Origin of the sequence: Pantoea sp. V106_11 (assembly GCF_029967885.1) — a bacterium.
In the GTDB taxonomy this organism is placed as follows: Bacteria; Pseudomonadota; Gammaproteobacteria; order Enterobacterales; family Enterobacteriaceae; genus Pantoea; species Pantoea ananatis.
Window position 1 is genome coordinate 41003 of sequence record NZ_JASCAK010000027.1, and the last position, 22424, is coordinate 63426.

The window sequence follows — 22424 nt, forward strand, 5'->3', positions numbered from 1 at the left end:
AATAATAGGTACAACGGGAATAAAAACCATGTCGAAAAAACGCACTCTCCTGGCAAGCGTAATGATTTCCGCGCTCTGTGTCGGCATTGCCCATGCCGAAGAGATCACCATCAAACTCTCCACGCTTGCTGAGCGCAGCGCACCCAACCGCATCACCAATATTGAAGATGCCGCCGACATCATGAACAAGCAATTCAAGGCTGCGGGTGTCGATAAACATATTGTGATTCAGGCCAACAGCAGTGCGGTCAAAGGCTGGGACGACTTCGCGATGGACATGCTGAAGGCGATGTCCGTCGGGCAGGGGCCGGATATCTATGTACTGCCTCATGAGTGGATTGGCCAGTTTGCTAAGGACGGTTATGCCTTGCAAATGAACGATAAGATCGCTGCTGCGCCGTGGGTCTACAGCGATATCCTGCCTGTGCTGTGGGATGCAGCAAAAGCAAACGATGGCAAGATTTATGGCATACCGCAGGATGCCGAAATACGCATGTTTTTCTACAACAAAGATATGTTGAGAAAAATCGGCAAGGATGAAGCTTTTATTAACGCTATCCCTGCCAGGGTGGAATCCGGTGATTTTACGCTTGACGATCTGACTGCGCTGGCCAAAGAGGTCGTGGACGGTAAAGCGGCCCAGTATGGCATGCTGCACCGCCCGAACGTGGGTATTGATTATCTTATGGTTTTTCAGTCATACGGCGTGAAATTTATGGATGAGAAGACCGGCAAACTCATCTTCCCCAAAGCGGAAATGGCCGACGCCCTTGGCTGGTATGCGCGTAATGCTAAGCAGGGCGTTACGCCTGTCGATAATACGGCGATGAGCTGGGATGCCATTCAGGGTGCGTTCAAGCAGGAGAAGGCGTTTATTTTCCACCAGGGCGTTTGGGCGGTAGCCTGGCAACTGGGTGACAAAAATGGGGCCGTCTGGCCGTCGGACAAAGACGGTTATTTTCATAAGATAGGCTGGATTCCTGCTCCCGCGGCCAAAAAGGGCGGCCAGCCCTCAAACCTGTCGCATCCGCTTCTCTATACGGTGAATGCCAAAAGTAAAAATGCCGACATCGCTGCCGAACTCGTGGCACTGGCAACGTTGCCCTATTTTAACAACGAACATGCCGTAACCTCCTATCACACCGCCATCAGCAACGCGCAAACGGCGATGCCGAAATACCGGGATAACTGGGTGTTGTCTGCTGCCTCGCCCATGATGGCGCATGCGAAGTTCGTGCCCAATCAGACGCAGTTTGGCAGCTACAACAAGGTACTGTTCAGCGGCCTTCAGGCCGTGGAAACAGGGAAAATGACCGCAAAACAGGCCGTGGATTTTATCGCTGAAGAGTTAGAACTGCAGTTCGGCGACGATATAGAAATCCGTTCGTCCGTTGCCAGCAAATAGGGTTTAGCCCGCCCAATGCGATCGTTAATATTGAGGGAGGTGAGGTGATGTCGCAGTTCCAGCCTCGGGCGCACCGGCCCGCCCGGCCCGTCTTCTATCTCGCGCCCGCTATCGCGCTGTTGGTCGTCTTTTTCCTGGCGCCCATCATCGTCAATACCGTTATCGCCTTTACCGATATGGGCGCGGATCTTCGGGTCGGTCAATTGACACTGCATAACTTTGAGCGGATTGTGTCGCGTGATGCGCGTATTCCGGGCGTGCTACTAACAACGCTGATTTACGTAACGGCGACGCTGTTTCTTTTCAATGTCGGGCTGGGGGCGCTGCTGGCTATCACATCAACGGCAATCCCTGACCGACTCGGGAATCTGTTTCGCGGTCTCTGGCTTTTGCCGCGCATGTCACCGGCCGTGCTCTACAGCATTCTGTGGATATGGGTGGCCGATCCCACGCCGTCCGGTTTGCTTAATCAGATAACGGGTTCCTTCGGGCTGCAGCCGATGAATCTGCGCAATGATTTCCCCTTGTTTCTGATCGTGGTGGCAAATGGCCTGGTCGGCGCATCCTTTGCCATGGTCATTCTGACGTCAGCGATTCGTTCCATCCCTTCACATCTTGCCAATGCGGCACGGATAGATGGGGCGAGCGAGTGGGGCGTGCTGCGTTATGTTGTGGCCCCCGCGCTGTCTCAGCCCATTCGATTTATTACGATCTATCAGGGGCTCTCCCTGATGACGACCTACGAATACATTCTGCTCATCACCGGGGGCGGTCCCGTTTACGACTCCACACCTTATGCGCTCTACATCTACCGTCGTGCCTTTGAAAATGGTGCTTATGCCTATGGTGCGGCCCTGGCGCTGGGGTTGATGGTGATCGGCGTCGCCGCGACCTTAATACAGTGGCGTGTCAGCAATATGCGCGCGACATTCGCCGCGCCGAAAATCGAGGTATTGTGATGTCACGCGTCCAAACCACATCGGTTGCCACATCGAAATGGGCCCGTCTTGAACGCAGAGGTACCGTCAATCGTGTCGGCTTCCTTTCTGTGGTCATTCTCTTCCTGACGCTGATTTCGGTTCCGATCCTGCTGCCTTACCTCTGGCTTCTTGCGAAATCCATGACCACCTCTGATGCATCTATCAGTCGGCTTGTTCTTTGGCGCACCAGCGCCATTGCGGGCGTGGCTTATCTCGGCGCGCTCGTGCTTGCTTTTATGGCAGAGCGCTTGCGCAGGCCGGTATTGTCCTGGAGTGCGCTCGGCATCATCGTGCTGCTCCTCGTGATGATCTTTCTGATGCCCTATCTGACGTTGCACAACTACCGGTTTCTCTGGCTGCGGGATATCGCGAATACCGGCACAACGCGTGTGGATCTGATGCCGTCGGTCTGGACGGCACTGGGCAGCTCCCTAATCTTTGCCGTCTCTCAGACGCTGATTGTGACGATCGTCGCCACGCCAGCAGCCTACGCGCTATCCCGCTTTGCCTTTGCCGGCCGGGAAAATTTTCTTCGCGGTTTGCTGCTGTTACATGCTTTCCCCGCGCTGGCACTCACCATCGCCATCTTTATCCAGCTCCACTATATGGGCCTGCTCAACCATCTCTCCGGCGTGGTGATGGTCATGAGTGCGCTGGAACTGCCCTATGCAATCTTTGTTCTTAAAGGCTTTTTTGACGGCGTGCCCTGGGATATTGAGATGAGTGCGGTGACTGATGGTGCCACCCGTTTTCAGGCCTTCCGCATGGTGGTGTTGCCCCAGGTGCGCAGCGGACTGATTGCGATCGCCACCTTTACCTTTCTGCGCGGTTGGGAGGAGTACGTCTTTGTTCAGACATTACTCATCGACAAAAGCCAGATGACGATGAGCCTCTACCTCTTCTTTGTTGCACAGGACAATACCGGCGCGGATTACGGCATGATCGCCGCCGTCGGCATTATTTACCTGCTCCCCGTGCTCGTTCTCTACACCTTCACGCAGAAATACATCACCCAAATGAGTTTTGGCGGTATTAAGGGATAATTGTCATGGCCTCGATCACTCTCAACAATGTCACCAAAAACTGGGGCGAGACCCAGGTCCTGAAACCGATCAATCTTACCATTGAGAACGGCGAATTCGTCGCCATCCTCGGGCCATCTGGATGTGGTAAATCAACGACGCTGTTTCTGCTGGCGGGGCTTTATGCGCCAAGCAGTGGTGAGATCGCGTTTGACGGGCACAATGTCAATCGCATTGATGCCCGCGATCGTAATGTCGGTATCGTCTTCCAGTCTTATGCGCTTTACCCGAATTTGACGGTGCGTGAGAACATCGCGTTTCCGTTGCGCTTTAAAAAATTAGATAGAGATCAAATCGCCAGGCGCGTGGAAGAAGCGGCCAGTCTTGTACAAATCAGCGCACTACTCGATCGACGTCCGTCGCAGCTTTCAGGTGGGCAGCAGCAGCGCGTGGCGCTGGCTCGCGCCCTGGTCAAGGAACCGAATATCCTGTTACTTGACGAACCCCTTTCTAACCTTGATGCAACACTCCGTATCACCATGCGGACAGAGCTTAAGAATCTTCAGAAACGTCTTGGCTTCACCACCTTGATCGTCACTCATGACCAGATGGAAGCCATCACCATGGCCGATCGGATTATCTGTATGAATCAGGGCGAAATCGTCCAGATCGGTACGCCAGAGGATCTTTACCGACGTCCTGACGATCTCTTTGTGGCAGGATTTATCGGCTCGCCGCCAATGAATCTGGTGAAGGGGCAAGCCCTGGGGCGCTTTCTACAACTGGGACAAATGTCACTCGAACTGAATCACGGATACGATGGCCCCGTCTGTTTTGGTCTGCGTCCGGAGGATATCAGCCTGGTTGCCCCTGATGATGCGCCGCTGTGTGGAGAGGTGATGACCGTTGAGCCGATGGGACGCGAAGTGTTTTACACGATCGACACGCCAGCCGGCAGGCTCCATGCACTGGAATACGGTGAAGCAGTGCGTCATGCGCCCGGTTCCCGAATCGGTATCGCATGCCAATCCGCGCTGACCCTGATTTTTAATTCGTCCGGTAAACGCATCGTCGATCTTCATGCCAACCTCTCCGTATTCTGCCATCCCGGCAAACATGTCCATGCTGCCAGCTAACAGGAAATTACCCTAATGACCCGAATCGTCTCACATCGTGGCGCCAACCATTTTGCGCCAGAGAACACCTTCTTTTCCGCAGACCTGGCGCTGGAACAGGGGGCTGATTACATTGAGCTGGATGTGCGAGAAAGTGCCGATGGCGTGCTCTATGTCATCCATGATGAAACGCTGGATCGTACCACTAACGGCACCGGCCCTGTGGGTCATGCTTTATCGCGCGATATCGATGCGCTGGATGCAGGAAGCGGGTTCGACGAGCGCTTTAAAGGTGCCATGGTGCCGCGGCTTGATGCTTATCTTGAACATCTGCGCGGTCGCGCGGGCGTTTATATCGAGCTGAAATACTGCGATCCGGTTAAAGTAGCTGCATTGGTACGGGATCTCGGTATGGTCCGCGACACGTTCTTCTTTTCGTTTTCCGAGGAAATGCGCCGCGGTCTTCAGGCCGCCGCGCCGGACTTTCGTAAAATGATCACCCTTGATATCGCGATGTCGCCCTCTCTTGTGAGAACCGTTCATCATGCATCGCTCATTGAGTTGAGCGTAGAACAGATGCGTAATCGCGCCATCCTTGAAGCGAGCCGTCAGGCCGAGCTTGAAATCATGGTTTATTACGGTGGTGACGACATAGCAATTCATCAGGAAATCGCGGCGGCGGGCGTCGATTATATTAACCTTAATCGGCCGGATATTTTTAGTACAATACGTAATCAAACAGCCATGTAATATGATCGAATAGCGCACCTGAAGGTGTTTTTCATTGGGAAGCACCTTTAGAACGTCGAAGCAAAATACTGCTTTGAAATCAAAATAATCTCGATGTTTGAATTGGACGAAGGTAGTGCAAGGTTTTTACAATGAAGAGAATATTTGGATAGTGAATTCTGATTTGATAAAAGTGTATTTCCAAAGGATGTAATTTGTACGCATAAGCGAAAAGATGTTTAACGTAAATGATTTTTAAATGGTGCTATTTTTTATTATTACATTTAAGTTTTATATATGCATGCCGAAAAATATTTTCTTTTTTATATGTTAATTTCAATTTGAAACTCATTAAGGGTGAAAAAGGAAAAGCGAAAAATATTCTGACATTCTCTATCTTTAGATATTTTTGAGAAGGTTTTAGCTTGGTGGCTATATTTTAATTGTGTGATGAGTGTCATGGTTTTTTTGTTCAGGCAAGGTTTTCATTCTGTCTGAAACGATCTGAAAAGTTGCCCTGGATGTGCTGAATTTTTATAAAGCAACCAGGTTATATCTATTTTTTAATTTTCAATCTTTATTAAAAGCAATGATTTGACGTAAAGAAAAGAGCTTGGGAGTGATATGTTTCTTTAAATACATTGATATATGATTGCTGTGCTGGATTACTCCTATAAAAGAATTCGATGATAATTCTCCGTCAACAGAACATGTGGCATCTTAACTTTAAGCTATGATATGATAAATTTAATACCATATCGACTCAGGGCGCACTGAATGAACGATTTTGAGCAAAAACTTCTCGATAACGGTTTTTCTGCCAAGAATATCGGTAAACTCAAAAGCATCATTAACAAAGATGAATCTAAAAAAGACACACTTCAGAGTCTCGTGATTGATCTTAGCAAACGCTTTTGGGGAGGGGTCATTGCTCTGGTTATTTTGGCTCTAATTGGATTGAACGGCATTTTTAATGCAGACTCTTCAAATGCCATCCCATACATCATCGTCCTGACTTTCGCTTTCTTCGTGGTGTATTTCGTCACGCCTCTTAACTTAGCCTGGAAATCATACAAATTTATCAGGAAGAATAAACATTAGTTCTGTGCAGGATTGTTTTTCATTTGGTAAAGGTTCATACCTATTCCAGTTCCCTTGTGTATAGCACCCAAACCTTTGAGAGCGAGTGCTGGTTTACTCAGAAGCTGGACTTTGCGATAGTGATCGGTTGGTAGATATTTGTATAACCTCCATGCTTCAGGTTTTAGGGTAAGCTTGAAAAGGCCATAGTATGATGTTGTCAGGTCCACGACCTGGTAGGTTAACAATCCTAAGCGCTTATCAAAACCGAGAAAATCGGCTGCGTCTTCATATTTATCTCTTACTGGGTTAGATGGGTGAGGCACACCACTTAGCTTACCTATACTCTCAATCCCAGAACCCACACCATTCATCACCAGGGCTGAGCCTGCCACTACTCCGATAACATTGCCTGTTGTTACAGAGCCTACGATTAGACCAACCCCTGCAACAATTTGCATGCCACTCAGCACGACGCCGATACCGTCAATGACATACCCAATGACTTTTTCATGGTCATGGTAAAACTGCACAGAAGACGATACGACAGCTTCTCCTGTTCTGAGCATCCTGTCTTGAATCTTCAAGTTTTGGGTTTCCTGCTTGAGATTTTGGATGCACTCCTGACATTTGTCATCCGAGGTAGCAGTGCGGATGGTTTGAAGCTGCGAGCGGCTAAACTCTCGCACTTCATCCTGAAACTTCAGGCGAACAAGGGCATCCTTGAGATGGAACTGTGAGAGGGATGTTGCCACATTGACTAAGTGGTTGGCCTCCAGGCTTGCCATAGTCAGAAAGTAGCTTGATTGCCTGTTTCTGTCCCAGTAGTTGTCCATAACGATACCTTTGTTTAGCAGGATTTATCGAATATTAAAGTAGCGTGGGTTAAGAAACAAAACAAATACATCCAAAGCAAGGTTTGAAGAAGAGGGGGCAATGAACCCGGGATTTGACGTAGCGAAGGACAGGAGAGATTGATTCGTCTTTAACGCTTCGTCATGTAAGTGGCCTGATGTTGTTTATGAAGACACATCTAAGTTTTTAGTAGCTTAACTGAAGGAAGAAGGGTTCAGATGAATGTCTAAAATGAGGTTAAGTAGACTTGAAGAAAGGCATACATGGTGTCCCCTGCAGGAATCGAACCTGCAACTAGCCCTTAGGAGGGGCTCGTTATATCCATTTAACTAAGGAGACGCCAGCGCAGTATACCGCAGTTAGGCGGCAGGATTCACTACACCGTCGCGCGTTTGCTCATTCTGTCAGCAATTTAGCGTTCTTCTTGTTGCTGCTGACGTTTTTTCTCCGCTTTACGTCGTTCCGCTTTCGCCTTTGCCTGGGCAGCTTCGCCCATATCATTGCGAATCTGCGCATGGCTGATCAGGGCGAAAATCAACGTACCGCCCGTCAGATTGCCCAACAGCGTCGGGATAGCAAAGGGCCAGAGAAACTCGGTCCAGGGAATGCTGCCGTTAAATACCAGGTAAAGCACTTCGACGGAACCCACCACGATATGCGCCAGATCGCCCAGCGCGACCAGCCAGGTCATCATCACAATGACAAACAGCTTGGCGGCACCGGCATAGGGGAACATCCAGACCATGGTGGCAATGATCCAACCTGAAATCACCGCATTCGCAAACATCTCGCCCGGCGTATGTTCCATTACCTTCATGCTGATGTCGGTAAAGGCCTGGCGGGTGGCTTCATCAAAAATCGGCATTTCAGTAAACGCCAGAGCTGCGAACGCTGTCCCGATAAGATTACCCAGCAGCACAATGCCCCACAGGCGAAGCAATAAGCCAAGATTGCTCATGGTGGGTTTGTGCATAAAGGGCAGGACGGCGGTCACGGTGTTTTCAGTGAAAAGTTGCTGCCGTGCCATAATCACAATCACAAAGCCAAAGGTGTAGCCAAGATTTTCCAGTAAAAACGCGCCGGGCACGCCATCCAGATGCACCTGAAAAATGCCCTTAGCCATCAGCGAGGCGCCCATCGACAGCCCGGCAGCGATAGCTGACCACAGCAGCGCCATTCCGTCACGTTCCAGCTCTTTTTCCCCGTCCTGACGAATCTCCTCATGGATAGCGGCGGCGCGAGAGGGCAGGGCGTCTTCATCCACTTCAATATCCTCTTTGCCCTGTTCTTTCTCTTCGCTGTCTACGTCGTTAGGTCCCTGACTGGTGCTTGATGAAGGCTTCATGTTTTCTCCTGGTAACAGTGCAAATGCGTTATAAGCGTAGTCGTTTTTTGGCTCGCGAAATTGTTTCTACAACAGCTAACAAAAGTTACAACATTTTGCTGTGGTGCGCTTTTTGTCCGCTTAACGCCGTGAAAAGCACGAATATCCAACCTCAGTGGGAAAGGGGGCCGCGCACGGTCTTCGGCACACTGCAACATTGTGCTATCATTTGCGCCTTATTTGGCTGGCGCGATTTACCCCTCCATGTTGGAAATCATGAATCTGCTTTGTGTGCGTGATGAACGTGCGCTCTTTGAGGCGCTCACGTTTCGCGTGTCGGCAGGTGATATCGTACAAATTGAAGGGCCAAACGGGGCCGGTAAAACGTCGCTGCTACGGATTCTGGCCGGGTTGAGCACGCCTGAACACGGCGAGGTGCGTTGGCAGTCGCAGCAAATTCATCAGCAACGCGATGTCTGGCATCAGGCCATGCTTTATCTTGGGCATCTGCCGGGGATCACCTCGGCGTTGTCGGCGCTGGAAAATCTACGCTTTTATCATCCGAACTGCCGCGATGAGCATATTTTTACTGCACTGGCCAGCGTCGGACTGGCGGGCTATGAAGACGTGCCAGCCGCGCAGCTCTCTGCGGGGCAACAGCGGCGAATCGCGCTGGCCCGGCTGTGGCTGACCCAGGCAACCCTGTGGATTCTGGATGAACCCTTAACCGCTCTTGATCCTGTCGGCGTCGACACCTTAATGGGGCGCTTTGCGGCACACGCGCAACAGGGCGGTTCTGTTATTGTGACGAGTCATCAGGCGCTGCCGGGGCTGAACGGCCAGATAAAAACCGTTCGCCTGCATGCCATGGAGTCGCAGTAATGTTGTGTCGTCTTATTCAACGTGAATTACGCATCGCCTGTCGTCGCGGTGCGGAGGTGGTTAACCCACTGTGGTTTTTCCTGATCGTAATTACGCTTTTCCCGTTGGGTATCGGTCCCGATCCTCAGCAACTGGCCCGGATCGCGCCTGGTATTGTCTGGGTTGCTGCGTTGCTCTCCTCGCTGCTGGCGCTGGAAAGGCTGTTTCGCGATGACTTCAATGACGGCACGCTGGAGCAACTTTTATTGTCTCCCACGCCGCTGCCGGTCATGGTGCTGGGCAAAGTGATTGCCCACTGGCTGGTCACCGGCTTGCCGTTAATCCTGCTTTCGCCGCTGGCGGCTCTGTTGCTGTCCCTGGATATCCCGAGCTGGCGAGCGGTGGCACTGACGCTGCTGCTGGGAACACCGACGCTGAGTTTTCTTGGCGCAATTGGGGTGGGGCTGACTGTGGGATTACGTCGTGGTGGCGTGCTGCTCAGCCTGTTGGTTCTGCCGTTGGCGATTCCTGTGCTGATTTTTGCCAGTGCGGCCATTGATGCCGCAGGACAGGGCGTCGCCATTGGCGGGTATCTGGCGTTGCTGGGGGCGATGCTGGTCGCGAGTGCAACGCTGGCGCCTTTTGCCACCGCCGCGGCGTTGCGGATTACGCTGCACTAAATCAGCACGCCTCAGACGTGTTATTAGCGTTTATTTTAATGTGAGCAATTGAACATGTGGAAAGGATTACATCAGCTGGCTAAGCCCGAACGGCTCTATCAGTTGTGCGGTCGCCTGCTGCCGTGGTTTGCTCTGGCCAGTGCGGCGGTACTGCTGCTGGCCTGGGTATGGGGATTTGGCTATGCACCGGCAGACTACCAGCAGGGTGACAGCTTTCGCATTATGTATATCCACGTTCCGGCGGCAATGTGGTCGATGGGGATATACAGCGCGATGGCCGTTGCGGCGTTCACGGGGCTGGTCTGGCAGATGAAAATGGCCGATTTAGTGTCAGCGGCGATGGCGCCAATCGGTGCCGTGTTTACCTTTATCGCGCTGGTCACCGGTTCTGCCTGGGGCAAGCCGATGTGGGGAACCTGGTGGATATGGGATGCCAGACTGACGTCAGAACTGGTGCTGCTGTTTTTATATCTGGGCGTGATTGCGCTGTATCAGGCCTTCGACGATCGTCGCATGGCCGGGCGGGCCGCAGGCGTGCTCATTTTGGTCGGGGTGATCAATCTGCCCATCATTCATTTCTCTGTGCAGTGGTGGAATACCTTACATCAGGGATCGTCCGGGTTGCTGCAACAGGCGATCGCGCCGCCGATGCGCACGCCGCTGCGCTGGGCCATCCTGGGTGACCTGCTGTTGTTTATCACCTTAACGCTGATGCGCTTACGTAACCTGATCCTGCTTACGGAACGTAAACGTCCCTGGGCAATTGCCCTGGCGAAGACAAGGAGCAAAGTATGACGCCCGCTTTTGCCTCATGGCATGACTTCGTTGCCATGGGCGGCTACGCCTTTTATGTGTGGCTGGCGGTGGCAGGCACGCTGGTGCCGCTTTTCGCCCTGATCTTGCATAGTAGGTGGTCACACCGACGTTTGCTGGCGGACATTCGCCAGCGTGATGCACGGGAGCGCCGCCTGCGAGCGGCCAACGTTCAACGTACCGCCAACCCTACGGCAGGAGAAGAGAAGTGAATACCCGCCGTCGTAATCGCCTGTATGTCGTGGTGGCGATACTTACCGGACTTGGGCTGGCGACCGCACTGGTGATGTATGCGCTGCGGTCCAATATCGATCTGTTTTATACGCCGGGTGAAATCCTGGAGGGAAAAGGCGATGCGCATATCAAGCCTGAGCCCGGACAGCGCCTGCGCGTGGGCGGCGTCGTGATGCCTGGCAGCGTAACGCGGGATCCCCACACGCTGGCGGTTTCCTTCCAGCTTTATGATGGTCGCGGTGTGGTCAACGTGAGCTTTGTCGGCATTTTACCGGATCTGTTCCGCGAAGGTCAGGGCGTTGTCGCGCAGGGCGTACTTGAGCCCGGCAACCTGATCAAAGCCAACGAAGTGCTGGCAAAACATGATGAAAACTACACGCCTCCCGAAATCAGCACCGCGATGAAACCCGCACCCTCTGCGCAACAGGCCGCGAATAACCCGGCAGGACGTACACCATGATGCCAGAACTGGGCAGTTTCTTACTCTGTCTTGGATTAGCGTTGGCGCTGCTGCTCAGCGTCTATCCGCTGTGGGGCGCCTGGCGCCAGGATGCCCGCCTGATGGGCATGGCACGTCCGCTTGCCGTTGGCCTGTTTGCCTGCGTCGCGGGGGCTTTTATGCTGCTGGTCTGGGCGTTTATCGTTAACGATTTTACCGTGAGCTATGTCGTCAACAACTCAAACTCACTGCTGCCGGTTTACTACCGCATTGCGGCCACCTGGGGCGCGCATGAAGGCTCGTTACTGCTGTGGGTGCTGCTGCTGAGTGGCTGGACGCTGGCCGTGGCAATCTTCAGCCGCGGTATGCCGCAGGACGCGCTGGCCCGGGTGTTGTCAGTGATGGGGATGATCAATCTGGGCTTTTTGCTGTTTATCATCCTCACCTCCAATCCCTTCAACCGAACGCTGCCCGATTTTCCCGTAGACGGTCGCGATCTTAACCCAATGTTGCAGGATATCGGCCTGATCTTTCATCCGCCACTGCTGTATATGGGCTATGTCGGCTTCTCCGTGGCCTTTGCTTTTGCCATCGCCTCATTAATGGCGGGACGGCTGGATACCGCCTGGGCGCGCTGGTCGCGTCCCTGGACTACCGCCGCCTGGTTATTCCTGACCATTGGGATTGTGCTGGGTTCCGCCTGGGCGTATTACGAACTGGGCTGGGGCGGCTGGTGGTTCTGGGACCCGGTGGAAAACGCCTCCTTTATGCCGTGGCTGGCGGGCACCGCCTTAATGCACTCGCTGGCGGTTACGGAAAAACGCGGCACCTTCAAGGCCTGGACGGTGCTGCTGGCTATTACCGCGTTCTCCCTGAGCCTGCTCGGCACCTTCCTGGTCCGTTCCGGCGTGCTGGTCTCGGTACATGCTTTCGCCTCCGATCCGGCGCGCGGCATGTTTATTCTCGCATTTTTGGTCATCGTGATTGGCAGCTCGCTGCTGCTGTATGCCATTAAAGGCGGCCAGGTGCGCAGTCGGGTGCAAAACGAGCTCTGGTCGCGAGAATCTTTTCTGCTGGGGAATAACGTGCTGCTAATCGCGGCCATGCTGGTGGTCCTGCTCGGCACGCTGTTACCGCTGGTGCATAAACAGTTAGGGCTGGGCAGCATTTCCGTTGGCGAACCCTTCTTTAATACCATGTTCAGCTGGTTAATGGCTCCGCTGGCGTTAATGCTCGGTATTGGGCCGTTAGTGCGCTGGCGACGCGATGAACCACAAAAACTGGTTCGTCGTCTGCTGATAGCGCTGCTCGTGACGCTGCTGGCCTCTGTGCTGCTGCCCTGGTGGTTGCAGGATCGTGTTCAAGCCATGACGGTGGTGGGATTACTGATGGCGGTATGGATCATCCTGTTGACCCTGATGGAGCTGCATGAGCGTGCCACTCATCGTCATCGTTTTTTTACCGGATTACGTCACCTTTCGCGCAGTCACTGGGGCATGGTGCTTGGACATCTCGGCGTGGGCGTCACCGTTATTGGCATTGCGTTCAGCACCCAATACAGCGTTGAGCGCGACGTGCGCATGAAAGCGGGCGACAGCATCGATATCCATCACTACCATTTTGTTTTTCGTGATGTTCAGGACTTACAAGGCCCGAATTACAGTGGCGGCGTGGCGGTCATTGACGTTTCCCGCAAGGGCAAGCCGGAAGCCGTGTTGTATGCGGAAAAACGCTTTTATTCTGCCGCGCGCACCATGATGACCGAGGCGGCGATTGACGGCGGCTTTACCCGCGATCTTTACGCCGCGCTGGGTGAAGAGCTCAGTGACGGTAGCTGGGCGGTGCGTATCTACTACAAACCCTTTGTGCGCTGGATCTGGTTTGGCGGCTTGTTTATGGCCGTCGGAGGGCTGTTCTGTTTACTGGACCCGCGCTACCGCTCGCGCAAGAAAGCCGATCGCGAGGTAAGGGCATGAAAAAAATTCTGTTTATTCCGCTGGGATTATTTTTACTGCTGGCTGCCGCGCTGCTGTGGCAGTTATCACGTAATGCGGAAGGGGACGATCCTTCGCGGCTGGAATCAGCCTTGATTGGTAAGCCTTTACCGGTGTTCAGGCTGGAGGCGCTGGATAAGCCAGGCAAAACCTATGATCAGCAAACGTTGATCACCGGTAAACCGCTGTTGCTGAACGTTTGGGCAACCTGGTGTCCGACCTGCCGCGCCGAGCATCGCTACCTTAATGAGCTGGCAGAGCAGGGCGTTCGGGTTGTAGGGTTGAACTACAAGGACGATCGCCAGAAGGCGGTGAACTGGCTGAACACGCTCGGTAATCCTTATGCGCTCAGCCTGTATGACGGCAACGGGATGTTGGGCCTCGATCTCGGCGTTTATGGCGCACCTGAAACCTTTCTGATTGATGGCAAAGGCATTATTCGCTATCGCCACGCCGGGGATTTGAACCCGCGCGTCTGGCAGCAGGAAGTCAAACCCTTGTGGGATAAATACACGAAGGAGAGCGGCGCATGAAATTCCTGATGATGATGCTCTGTGGACTGCTGTTCAGCGCCAGCCTGTGGGCCGCGATTGATACCTATGCGTTTGACTCCGTGGCGCAGGAAGAGCAGTACCGTGAGATCACGGCCTCGCTGCGCTGTCCCAAATGCCAGAACAACAGCATCGCCGACTCTAATGCGATGATTGCGTCAGATATGCGGTTGAAAGTTTATCAACTGATGAAGCAGGGGCAGAGCCGTCAGCAAATCATCGACTATATGGTGGCGCGTTATGGCAATTTCGTCAGTTATCAGCCGCCTGTCACGCCCTCAACCCTGATCCTCTGGGCCGGCCCGGCGCTGTTTGTGATTGTGGGCGGTGCCGTGATCGTGTGGCGTAGTCGTCAGCGTAAAACCCGAAGCGAGCTTGATGACCAGGAACAACAGCGTCTGGCGGCGATTCTGAAATCGGACAGGAAACGATAATGGCCGTTTTTTTAATCACGATTTTTGTGCTGCTGCTGGCGGCCTGCATACTGTTTTTAGCCGCAGGCTGGCGTCAACGTGAAACTCATACAGCGGCGCGCGACAACCTTAATACGCATTTTTATCAGCAGCGGCTGGCTGAACTGACGCAGGATGAAGAGCAGGGCGTGATTGCCGATCGCGTCGTGATGGAGCAGGAGTTACAGCAAACCCTGCTTAGCGATATTCCGCCCGCTTCGGATGCCCACTCACACCGCAGCCGCCGCTGGGTGCTGTTACCCGGCCTGATCGTTTTAGTTGTCGTGTCACTGGCAAGCTATCTTAAAACCGGTGGCTTAACGCAGTTAAGTGGCTGGCTCCAGGTGCAGGAAGCGTATCCGGCGCTGCGCGCCCAGCTCATGGATCCCCATGCCCGGCCACTTACCCAAGAGCAGCTCTCTCGCCTGCAGCTCGGTTTGCGCAGCCAGCTACAAAACGAACCTGATAACCTCAGTGGCTGGGCGATGCTGGGCCGCCTCGGTATGGTACTCAACAATGCCACGGGTGCGCGTCAGGCTTTCGAGCATGCGTTGCAGCTGGCACCGAATAATTTTGCTCTGCAGCAGGATTATGCCGAGGTGCTGACGCGATCGGGCGATCCTCAGGATAACCGCCAGGCCGGGCTGCTGCTTAACGAACTGCTCAAACAGCATCCGCAGGATATCCGCACCCTGAGCCTGCTGGCCTATAATGCGTTTGAACAACAGCAGTATTCGCAGGCGATAGACAGCTGGCAAGAATTGTTGAATGCGTTACCCGCCAACGATGCGCGACGCGACGGCATAGCACGCAGCATTGAACAGGCTAAAACCGATGCCGGGCAGCAAAGCACGCAGCTGGCCGTGGAGGTCACGCTTTCCCCCCAGGCAGAAAAAATGTTACCGCCGGGCGGAGTCATGTATATTTCGGTGACTGACGGCGTCTCGCCGGTACCGGTGGCGGTGAAACGGGTTTCGCCCGGACATTTTCCCGTGTCGCTGACGCTGGATGACAGCAATGCTATGTTACAGGACCGACGTCTTTCGGCGCAGAAACAGATCCAGGTTCGCGTCAGAATTTCACGTAATGGCCGCGCAAATCCTGAGACGGGTGACTGGTTTGGCGTCAGCGCGGTCGTCCCCTGGGATGGTCATCAGCACATTGACGTCGCGATTGATAAACAGCAGCCTTAACCGGCTGGCGTCTGGCAATGTCTGAATCTGCCAACCGCATGGGAGATATCAGCTATGCTTGCTGGACTGCGCTGATCTGCCCGCTGAAACGTAGCAGGGTATAAATAACTTATATGCACAGGGAGAAAAAAATGGATCACCGCCTGACCAGCCTGGCTTTGACCAGTGTGCTTCTGGTTGGTTGTGCCAGTTCAAAGCCTGCTGACGATGCGCCTGCAGGGCGTAGCGATCCGCTTGAAGGTTTTAACCGCACAATGTTTAACTTCAACTATAACGTGCTGGACCCTTACGTGCTGCGCCCTGTGGCAGTGGCCTGGCGCGACTATGTTCCCGTGCCTGCCCGCGCAGGCCTCAGCAACTTCCTGGGCAACCTCAGCGAACCTGCCAGTATGGTAAATGCGATTCTGGTCGGCGAGCCGCGCAATGCAGGTATCCACTTTACACGTTTCTTCCTGAATACGGTGCTGGGGCTGGGCGGTTTCATTGATGTCGCCGGTAAAGCCAATCCGGAACTGGCGCGCCAGGGACCGCAGCGTTTTGGTACCACGCTCGGTCACTATGGCGTGGGCTATGGCCCTTATGTGCAGTTACCGGCCTATGGCAGCTTCACGATACGTCAGGACGGCGGCGATTACGTCGATACGCTTTATCCTGTGCTTGGCTGGTTGACCTGGCCCATGTCCATCGGTAAATGGACGCTGGAAGGCATCGAATCGCGCGCACAGTTGCTGGACTCGGATGCTATCCTGAAACAGCAACGCGATCCTTACGCCTTTATCCGTAGCGCCTATTTCCAGCGCTACGACTTCCTGGCGCGCGGCGGCAAACTGAAGCCAGAAGACAATCCGAATGCGGCGGCGATCCAGGACGATCTGAAAGACATTGATTCGCAGTAAATCATGACCCGTCAGAAGCCGCCTGTCGCAAGGGCGGCCTGATAAGCGGCCCGGAGTGATGAAGTGAAGCTGTTACAGGGGCACCAGGCTGCATGACGTGTGACGTTCCTGTGAGCAATAAAAAAGCGACACTCAGTGTCGCTTTTTTTATGCGTTTCGCGCATCAGAACTTGTAGTTGAAGCTTGCGCCATACAGCCAGGCTTTACCACTCGAGTTAAAGGTATAGGTGCCTTCCTGCACGGTCACTTTCTGACCGTGCATGTAAGACACGCCGACGTCTACCGATGCATCGTCGTTAAACGCATAAGAGGCACCGGCGCTCAGCCACAAACGGTCCTGATCCGGGATAGAGATAGAACGCTTGTCAGCCGGCACCGGGCTGTCATCAAACGCGATACCGCTGCGGAAGGTCCAGTTTTTGTCGTACTGGTAGGTGGTACCCAGTGCGATGCGGTAGGCATCGTGGAAACCTTCATCTTTATAGAACAGCGTCTGGCCGTTTGAGCCCGTGGCTTTCAGCTCCTGGAACTGGCTCCAGCTGGTGTAGGCCAGGCTATAGTGCACGGCCCACTGTGGTGCCACTTTATGCCAGCCTGAAACTTCCCACATTTCCGGCAGGTTTAAGGTTAACGCGCCGGGAACTGTAGAGCCGTTTGTACCTGTCGGGAGATTAGTAACTTCTGGGTTATTACGAGGATTGAATGGCAGGCTACTTTTATAGTCTCCATCAAAGTCAATTTTCACTTCGGAGCGGTAGGTAAAACCAAAACGGTTATTGTCATCGACTTCGTAGAGTACGCCAGCGTTCCAGCCGTAGCCCCATTTATCTCCCTTAAGATAGGCAACTTGCGTATCTGCGGGTATACCGAGCCGTGCGCCCGCTTCACCAGCATAGCGCTCAATTTTAGCTTTGGCATATACAGCATCAAAACCTACCCCGAAGCTGAAATGCTCATTCAAACGATAAGTCGTGCTGAGGTTCAAGTTACCCGTCATCAGGTCAGTTTTGCCGCCCAACCCGCCCGCGGTGTAACCGTTGTTAAACTCTGTCGCCAGGCCGTAGTTAGACGTCGCTGACGCGCCAACCCACCACTGATCGTTAATCGGCTGGACATAGTGCAGGTTAGGGATCCACTGGTTTGGTGCGATGTTTTTCGCGTCCAGACTGCGGCCCGTCGGGCTTTGGCCACTGATATCCACTTCAGGATCGATGTAAACCGCACCGATTGAAAATTCAGGGCGATCCATGAGTGCCATGGTTGCCGGGTTACGACTGGCTGAGGCCGCCGTATCACCCATTGCGCCCTCGCCAGAATAAGCGCGACCTAAACCAATGGAAGAAAATTCATTTAACTGAAATCCGGCTGCATATACGTTAGAGGAAATAAGCGCTACTGCAGCTGCCACGGCTGACTTTGCGAACAGGTTTTTATGGTTCATGACCACAACCTCATGTGAATTATTATTTAACGTTGTGACGTCGCGTAACAAGGAACGGCGGATTGTATGGACTGATGTCAAATGCACATATCAGACCAGTGCGGAGAGTATAGGTCCGACCTGTACACATGTTGCAATATTGTTTTTAAATTATTTCCAATTTGATAGGTGAAAATTCGATCTGCTTAACACTTCTCAGGAATAAACAGGCAGAGCGGCAGGCGCAAAACTGATCCACATCAAATTTTATTGTGATATTCGTCACTTAGCGCGGTGTGTGTAGCGGGTTGATAAGCGAGCGCGTAAAATTTTCAGCACAAAACTCACCCACCTTTTGATGTGATGTCAGGAGAAAATCATGACAAATGCTTTAAAAAAATGTAGCGCGACGAAAACGGCTGCGTGCTGTTGCGTTGATGTTGGTACGGTGATGGACAATTCAGACTGTACAGCCAACTGGTCAGCATGGTGTAAAGATCGCGCTGATGCCGAAACGAAACTGGCGCAGCTGACGGAAAGGGCGCGCCAGGTCGAGTCAGAACCCTGCGTTATTGATTCCAGCATGGTGGAAGAAGCCGGTGGCGTGCAGCTTAATATCGACTTTACCTTTAGCTGTCAGGCCGAAACCCTAATTTTCCAACTGGGTTTACGTTAAACATTTCGGCGCCGCTGCTCTGCGGCGTTTTTCATTTTCGTGTTTCTTATCTCACTTTTCTCCTCCTGATGTTGGCGGCGCACCCGCTTGTGGTTAACACTGTGGATCAGGTCAGACCTCTTTCGGCAATGATGCCTCGGTCACGATGTACAGGTGGATACAATGAGCAAAGCGCAGTCACTGCTGACGCGTAATGGCGAGCGCATCGCCATAACCCACGGATTACGCACGCCTTTTCTTCGCCAGGCCACGGGTTTTCACGGCATCCCTGCGGTTGAACTGGGCCGCATGGTGATCAGCGAAATCATGGCCCGAAGCGAACTCCCGGTTGAGGTGATTGAGCAACTGGTCTTTGGTCAGGTGGTGCAAATGCCGGAAGCGCCAAACATTGCGCGTGAGATCGTCTTAAGCAGTGGCCTGAGCGTCAATACCGATGCTTACAGCGTCAGCCGCGCCTGCGCCACGAGCTTTCAGGCGGTGGCAAACGTCACCGAAAGCTTACTGGCAGGGACGATTTCTGCCGGCATCGCAGGCGGGGCTGACTCCTCCTCTGTGCTGCCTATTGGGGTCAGTAAAACGCTGGCGCGCGCGCTGGTGGATATGAATAAAGCGCGTAGCTTTTCACAGAAGTTGCACATTCTCCGGCGGCTGCGCCCTAAAGATCTGTTACCGGTTCCGCCAGCCGTTGCGGAGTACTCCACGGGATTACGTATGGGGGATACCGCAGAGCAGATGGCCAAAACGCATGGCATCAGCCGGGAAGAGCAGGATGCGCTGGCCCTGCGCTCGCATCAGCGCGCGGCTCAGGCCTGGCAGTCAGGCGTACTGAGTCAGGAGGTGATGGCCGCCTTCGTGCCGCCGTGGAAAGCGCCCATTGAGCAAGATAATAATGTGCGTATGGATGCAAAAGCCGCCGACTATGCCCGGCTGCGTCCGGCATTTGACCGTCAGCACGGTACCGTTACTGCGGCAAACAGTACGCCACTTACCGATGGAGCCGCTGCAGTCATTTTAATGCGTGAAGGCCGGGCAAAAGAGCTTGGAATACAGCCGCTGGGCTATTTACGCAGCTATGCGTTTACTGCCATCGACGTCTGGCAGGACATGCTGCTAGGGCCGGCCTACGCCTCGCCGCTGGCGCTGGATCGTGCCGGGATAACCTTAAAGGAGTTGACCCTGATTGATATGCACGAAGCCTTTGCCGCTCAGACGTTAAGCAACCTGAAAATGTTTCGTGATGAACGTTTTGCCCGTGACGTGTTAAACCGCGCCCATGCGCTGGGCGAAGTTGACGAGGCGCGTTTTAATGTCTCGGGCGGATCGATCGCCTTTGGGCATCCGTTTGCCGCAACCGGCGCACGCATGATTACCCAGACGTTAAATGAATTACGCCGCCGGGGCGGAGGGCTGGGTTTAGTCACCGCCTGCGCCGCCGGGGGTTTAGGGGCAGCAATGGTTCTGGAGGCCGAATAATGGAACAGAGCGCGTTCACATTACAGATGCGGGACGATCATGTAGGCGTGATCACCATTGATGTACCCAATGAAAAGATGAATACGCTTAAAGCGGCATTCGCAGCACAGATTGCATCTATTATTGCGGAAGCACGCAAGCATCCGCAACTGCTGGGGCTGGTGCTGATTTCAGGCAAACCTGACAACTTTGTTGCAGGGGCCGATATCAGCATGATTGATCGCTGCCAGAGCGCCCACGAGGCAGAAGCGCTGGCCAGACAAGGGCAGGACGTGATGGCGGCGATTGCGGCATTGCCATTTCCTGTGGTGGCGGCAATCCATGGTGCTTGTCTGGGCGGCGGGCTTGAGCTGGCGCTGGCCTGCAACGCGCGCATCTGTTCGCTGGATGATAAAACCCGTATTGGCCTGCCTGAAGTGCAGTTGGGGCTACTGCCGGGATCGGGCGGCACGCAACGCCTGCCTCGCTTAATCGGCGTACAGAAAGCCTTACCGCTTATCCTTACCGGTAAGAACCTGCGGGCCAGACAGGCGAAAAAGCTGGGCATTGTTGATGATGCCGTGCCGCAGGCCATCCTGCTTGACGCTGCCGTTGAACTGGTGAAGAAGGGTAAATACCGCAGAGCGCCGCTGCCCCTGCGCGATCGTCTGCTGCAGGGCCCGATGGCGCGTCAGGCGCTGTTCGCACTGGTCAGACGCGAAACCGATCGTAAAACCCAGGGTAACTACCCAGCGGCACGACGCATTATCGAGGTGGTTCGCATCGGCCTGGAGCAGAGCAGCCAGGCCGGTTACGCCGCGGAAGCGCGGGCGTTTGGCGAACTGGCGATGACGCCAGAGTCGGCCGCGCTGCGCAGCCTGTTTTTTGCTTCCACCGCCATCAAGAAAGAGAACGGCACCCAGGCTGAACCACGACCACTCCAACGGGTCGGTGTGCTGGGCGGCGGGCTGATGGGCGGCGGGATCGCCAGCGTCAGCGCCGTTAATGCGGGGCTACCGGTACGCATCAAGGATATCAGTCTTAAAGGCATCAACCATGCCCTGCAAACCAGTTGGGATCTGCTGAGTAAAAAAGTGAAACGCCGGCAAATCAGTCCGGCACAGCGTCAGCAGCAGATGGCGCGCATCAGCGGCAGTACCGACTATCAGGGATTCACCCAGCGCGATATCGTGATTGAGGCGGTCTTTGAGGACCTGGATCTGAAAAGACAGATGGTGGCGGACATCGAGGCGAACTGTCAGCCTCAGACGATCTTTGCTTCCAATACCTCATCGATTCCCATTGCCGAGATTGCGGCGACGGCACGGCGCCCGGAGAACATCATCGGCCTGCACTATTTTAGCCCGGTGGAAAAAATGCCGCTGGTCGAGGTGATCCCGCATGCCACGACATCGCCTGAAACGATTGCCAGTACGGTAATGCTGGCACGGAAACAGGGTAAAACGCCGATAGTGGTGGCCGATAAACCTGGTTTTTACGTCAACCGTATCCTCACACCTTACATCAACGAGGCCATGCGCTGCGTGGTGGAGGGGGAACCGATCGATCACATTGATCGGGCGCTGGTGAAGGCGGGATTCCCGGTGGGGCCGGTTCAGCTACTGGATGAAGTTGGCATTGATGTCGGCAGTAAGATTTCACCGGGCCTGCAGCAGGCTTATGGCGAGCGGTTTGCCGCGCCTTCCGCGCTGGATGCCGTGATTAAAGACGGTCGCAAAGGACGCAAAAACGGTAGGGGATTCTACCTGTACGGATCGTCGCGTCTGGCGCGTAAGAAGGTCGATCCGACGGTGTACGGCTTAGTGAAGACCCGGCCGGTGGCAAAGCAAAGCGGCGCGCAGATTGCCGAACGGTGCATGATGATGATGTTAAACGAAGCGGTGCGTTGCCTGGATGAGCAGGTTATCCGCTCGCCGCGGGACGGCGATATCGGTGCGGTGTTTGGCATTGGTTTTCCCCCCTTTTTGGGCGGGCCGTTCCATTACATCGACAGGCTGGGCGCGGCAGAAATCGTCAACAGATTAACGCGGCTTCAGCAACAGTACGGGGACCGTTTTGCGCCCTGTGACGCGTTGCTGCGCGCAGCGGAGCAGCAGACAAAGTTTTACACTTCTTCATAAATTCGAATACCCACTCCGATTCAGGGGGTTAGAAACGCGCCGCACAAGCGTGAGGCGCTGCACGAATCTGACAGGTGCTTATTTAATAAACAACCGGTTGACTATACTGAAG

General features: G+C 54.0%; 22 protein-coding genes and 1 tRNA gene. 19 read left to right on the forward strand and 4 right to left on the reverse strand.

The window, feature by feature from the left end; translation table 11 throughout:
• Positions 1 to 28 precede the first annotated feature (28 nt).
• The 6 genes from QLG08_RS10130 to QLG08_RS10155 all read left to right on the forward strand — a co-directional run bounded on the left by QLG08_RS10130 (position 29) and on the right by QLG08_RS10155 (position 6352).
• On the forward strand, positions 29 to 1405 hold the full coding sequence (locus tag QLG08_RS10130) for an extracellular solute-binding protein (RefSeq protein ID WP_014594220.1): 1377 nt from the start codon (positions 29 to 31) through the stop codon (positions 1403 to 1405).
• Positions 1406 to 1452: 47 nt separating this feature from the next.
• Positions 1453 to 2364: a sugar ABC transporter permease gene (locus QLG08_RS10135; RefSeq protein WP_015699808.1), complete on the forward strand. Its 912-nt coding sequence runs from the start codon at positions 1453 to 1455 to the stop codon at positions 2362 to 2364.
• On the forward strand, positions 2364 to 3428 hold the full coding sequence (locus QLG08_RS10140; protein WP_105077777.1) for a carbohydrate ABC transporter permease: 1065 nt from the start codon (positions 2364 to 2366) through the stop codon (positions 3426 to 3428). Before QLG08_RS10135 ends, QLG08_RS10140 begins: the two co-directional genes overlap by 1 nt.
• Positions 3429 to 3433: 5 nt before the next feature.
• Complete coding sequence (locus QLG08_RS10145) at positions 3434 to 4543, forward strand: ABC transporter ATP-binding protein (protein WP_015699810.1); 1110 nt, start codon at positions 3434 to 3436, stop codon at positions 4541 to 4543.
• A gap of 15 nt (positions 4544 to 4558) precedes the next feature.
• On the forward strand, positions 4559 to 5272 hold the full coding sequence (locus QLG08_RS10150) for a glycerophosphodiester phosphodiesterase family protein (RefSeq protein ID WP_015699811.1): 714 nt from the start codon (positions 4559 to 4561) through the stop codon (positions 5270 to 5272).
• A gap of 756 nt (positions 5273 to 6028) precedes the next feature.
• Positions 6029 to 6352: a hypothetical protein gene (locus tag QLG08_RS10155; RefSeq protein ID WP_013026586.1), complete on the forward strand. Its 324-nt coding sequence runs from the start codon at positions 6029 to 6031 to the stop codon at positions 6350 to 6352.
• On the opposite strand, the gene QLG08_RS10160 is transcribed toward QLG08_RS10155, so the two are convergent.
• The 3 genes from QLG08_RS10160 to QLG08_RS10170 form a co-directional block, all read right to left on the reverse strand.
• Positions 6349 to 7167, reverse strand: coding sequence for a DUF4225 domain-containing protein (locus QLG08_RS10160; RefSeq protein ID WP_013026585.1), 819 nt, complete (start codon positions 7165 to 7167; stop codon positions 6349 to 6351). The two genes, QLG08_RS10155 and QLG08_RS10160, sit on opposite strands and share 4 nt — an antisense overlap.
• A 283-nt stretch (positions 7168 to 7450) precedes the next feature.
• Positions 7451 to 7525, reverse strand: a tRNA-Arg gene (locus QLG08_RS10165).
• Positions 7526 to 7598: 73 nt separating this feature from the next.
• Complete coding sequence (locus QLG08_RS10170) at positions 7599 to 8531, reverse strand: formate/nitrite transporter family protein (RefSeq protein ID WP_013026584.1); 933 nt, start codon at positions 8529 to 8531, stop codon at positions 7599 to 7601.
• Between the two features lie 243 nt (positions 8532 to 8774).
• Here QLG08_RS10170 and ccmA point away from each other — a divergent pair, with 243 nt between their 5' ends.
• From ccmA to mlaA, 10 genes are all read left to right on the forward strand, one after another.
• Positions 8775 to 9392, forward strand: a complete 618-nt coding sequence (ccmA, locus tag QLG08_RS10175) for a cytochrome c biogenesis heme-transporting ATPase CcmA (RefSeq protein ID WP_282472897.1) — start codon at positions 8775 to 8777, stop codon at positions 9390 to 9392.
• Positions 9392 to 10051: a heme exporter protein CcmB gene (gene ccmB, locus QLG08_RS10180; protein WP_014594214.1), complete on the forward strand. Its 660-nt coding sequence runs from the start codon at positions 9392 to 9394 to the stop codon at positions 10049 to 10051. Before ccmA ends, ccmB begins: the two co-directional genes overlap by 1 nt.
• A gap of 54 nt (positions 10052 to 10105) precedes the next feature.
• Entirely contained in the window at positions 10106 to 10846 is a 741-nt protein-coding gene (locus QLG08_RS10185; protein WP_014594213.1) for a heme ABC transporter permease, read from the forward strand.
• Complete coding sequence (gene ccmD / locus QLG08_RS10190; RefSeq protein WP_013026580.1) at positions 10843 to 11076, forward strand: heme exporter protein CcmD; 234 nt, start codon at positions 10843 to 10845, stop codon at positions 11074 to 11076. The genes QLG08_RS10185 and ccmD overlap by 4 nt, the downstream gene beginning before the upstream one ends.
• Positions 11073 to 11558, forward strand: coding sequence for a cytochrome c maturation protein CcmE (gene ccmE, locus QLG08_RS10195; RefSeq protein ID WP_028715425.1), 486 nt, complete (start codon positions 11073 to 11075; stop codon positions 11556 to 11558). The genes ccmD and ccmE overlap by 4 nt, the downstream gene beginning before the upstream one ends.
• Positions 11555 to 13513, forward strand: a complete 1959-nt coding sequence (locus QLG08_RS10200) for a heme lyase CcmF/NrfE family subunit (RefSeq protein ID WP_238493214.1) — start codon at positions 11555 to 11557, stop codon at positions 13511 to 13513. The genes ccmE and QLG08_RS10200 overlap by 4 nt, the downstream gene beginning before the upstream one ends.
• Positions 13510 to 14064, forward strand: coding sequence for a DsbE family thiol:disulfide interchange protein (locus tag QLG08_RS10205; protein ID WP_015699815.1), 555 nt, complete (start codon positions 13510 to 13512; stop codon positions 14062 to 14064). The genes QLG08_RS10200 and QLG08_RS10205 overlap by 4 nt, the downstream gene beginning before the upstream one ends.
• The gene (locus QLG08_RS10210; RefSeq protein WP_015699816.1) at positions 14061 to 14516 is read left to right on the forward strand and encodes a cytochrome c-type biogenesis protein; all 456 of its coding nucleotides are present in this window, start codon (positions 14061 to 14063) and stop codon (positions 14514 to 14516) included. Before QLG08_RS10205 ends, QLG08_RS10210 begins: the two co-directional genes overlap by 4 nt.
• Positions 14516 to 15727, forward strand: coding sequence for a c-type cytochrome biogenesis protein CcmI (ccmI, locus tag QLG08_RS10215; RefSeq protein ID WP_015699817.1), 1212 nt, complete (start codon positions 14516 to 14518; stop codon positions 15725 to 15727). The genes QLG08_RS10210 and ccmI overlap by 1 nt, the downstream gene beginning before the upstream one ends.
• 131 nt (positions 15728 to 15858) lie before the next feature.
• Positions 15859 to 16623: a phospholipid-binding lipoprotein MlaA gene (gene mlaA, locus QLG08_RS10220; protein ID WP_028725026.1), complete on the forward strand. Its 765-nt coding sequence runs from the start codon at positions 15859 to 15861 to the stop codon at positions 16621 to 16623.
• A gap of 163 nt (positions 16624 to 16786) precedes the next feature.
• Here mlaA and fadL read toward each other — a convergent pair whose 3' ends face one another.
• A complete protein-coding gene (gene fadL, locus QLG08_RS10225; RefSeq protein WP_047714228.1) occupies positions 16787 to 18064 on the reverse strand; it encodes a long-chain fatty acid transporter FadL in 1278 nt (425 codons plus the stop codon).
• Positions 18065 to 18422: 358 nt separating this feature from the next.
• Here fadL and QLG08_RS10230 point away from each other — a divergent pair, with 358 nt between their 5' ends.
• From QLG08_RS10230 to fadJ, 3 genes are all read left to right on the forward strand, one after another.
• The gene (locus QLG08_RS10230) at positions 18423 to 18719 is read left to right on the forward strand and encodes a YfcZ/YiiS family protein (protein ID WP_238493212.1); all 297 of its coding nucleotides are present in this window, start codon (positions 18423 to 18425) and stop codon (positions 18717 to 18719) included.
• A 162-nt stretch (positions 18720 to 18881) separates the two neighbouring features.
• A complete protein-coding gene (gene fadI, locus QLG08_RS10235; protein WP_028725024.1) occupies positions 18882 to 20192 on the forward strand; it encodes an acetyl-CoA C-acyltransferase FadI in 1311 nt (436 codons plus the stop codon).
• Positions 20192 to 22312 carry a fatty acid oxidation complex subunit alpha FadJ gene (fadJ, locus tag QLG08_RS10240; RefSeq protein WP_282472898.1) on the forward strand — a complete coding sequence of 707 codons (2121 nt, stop codon included), beginning with the start codon at positions 20192 to 20194 and terminating at the stop codon, positions 22310 to 22312. The genes fadI and fadJ overlap by 1 nt, the downstream gene beginning before the upstream one ends.
• The last annotated feature ends 112 nt before the right edge of the window (positions 22313 to 22424 follow it).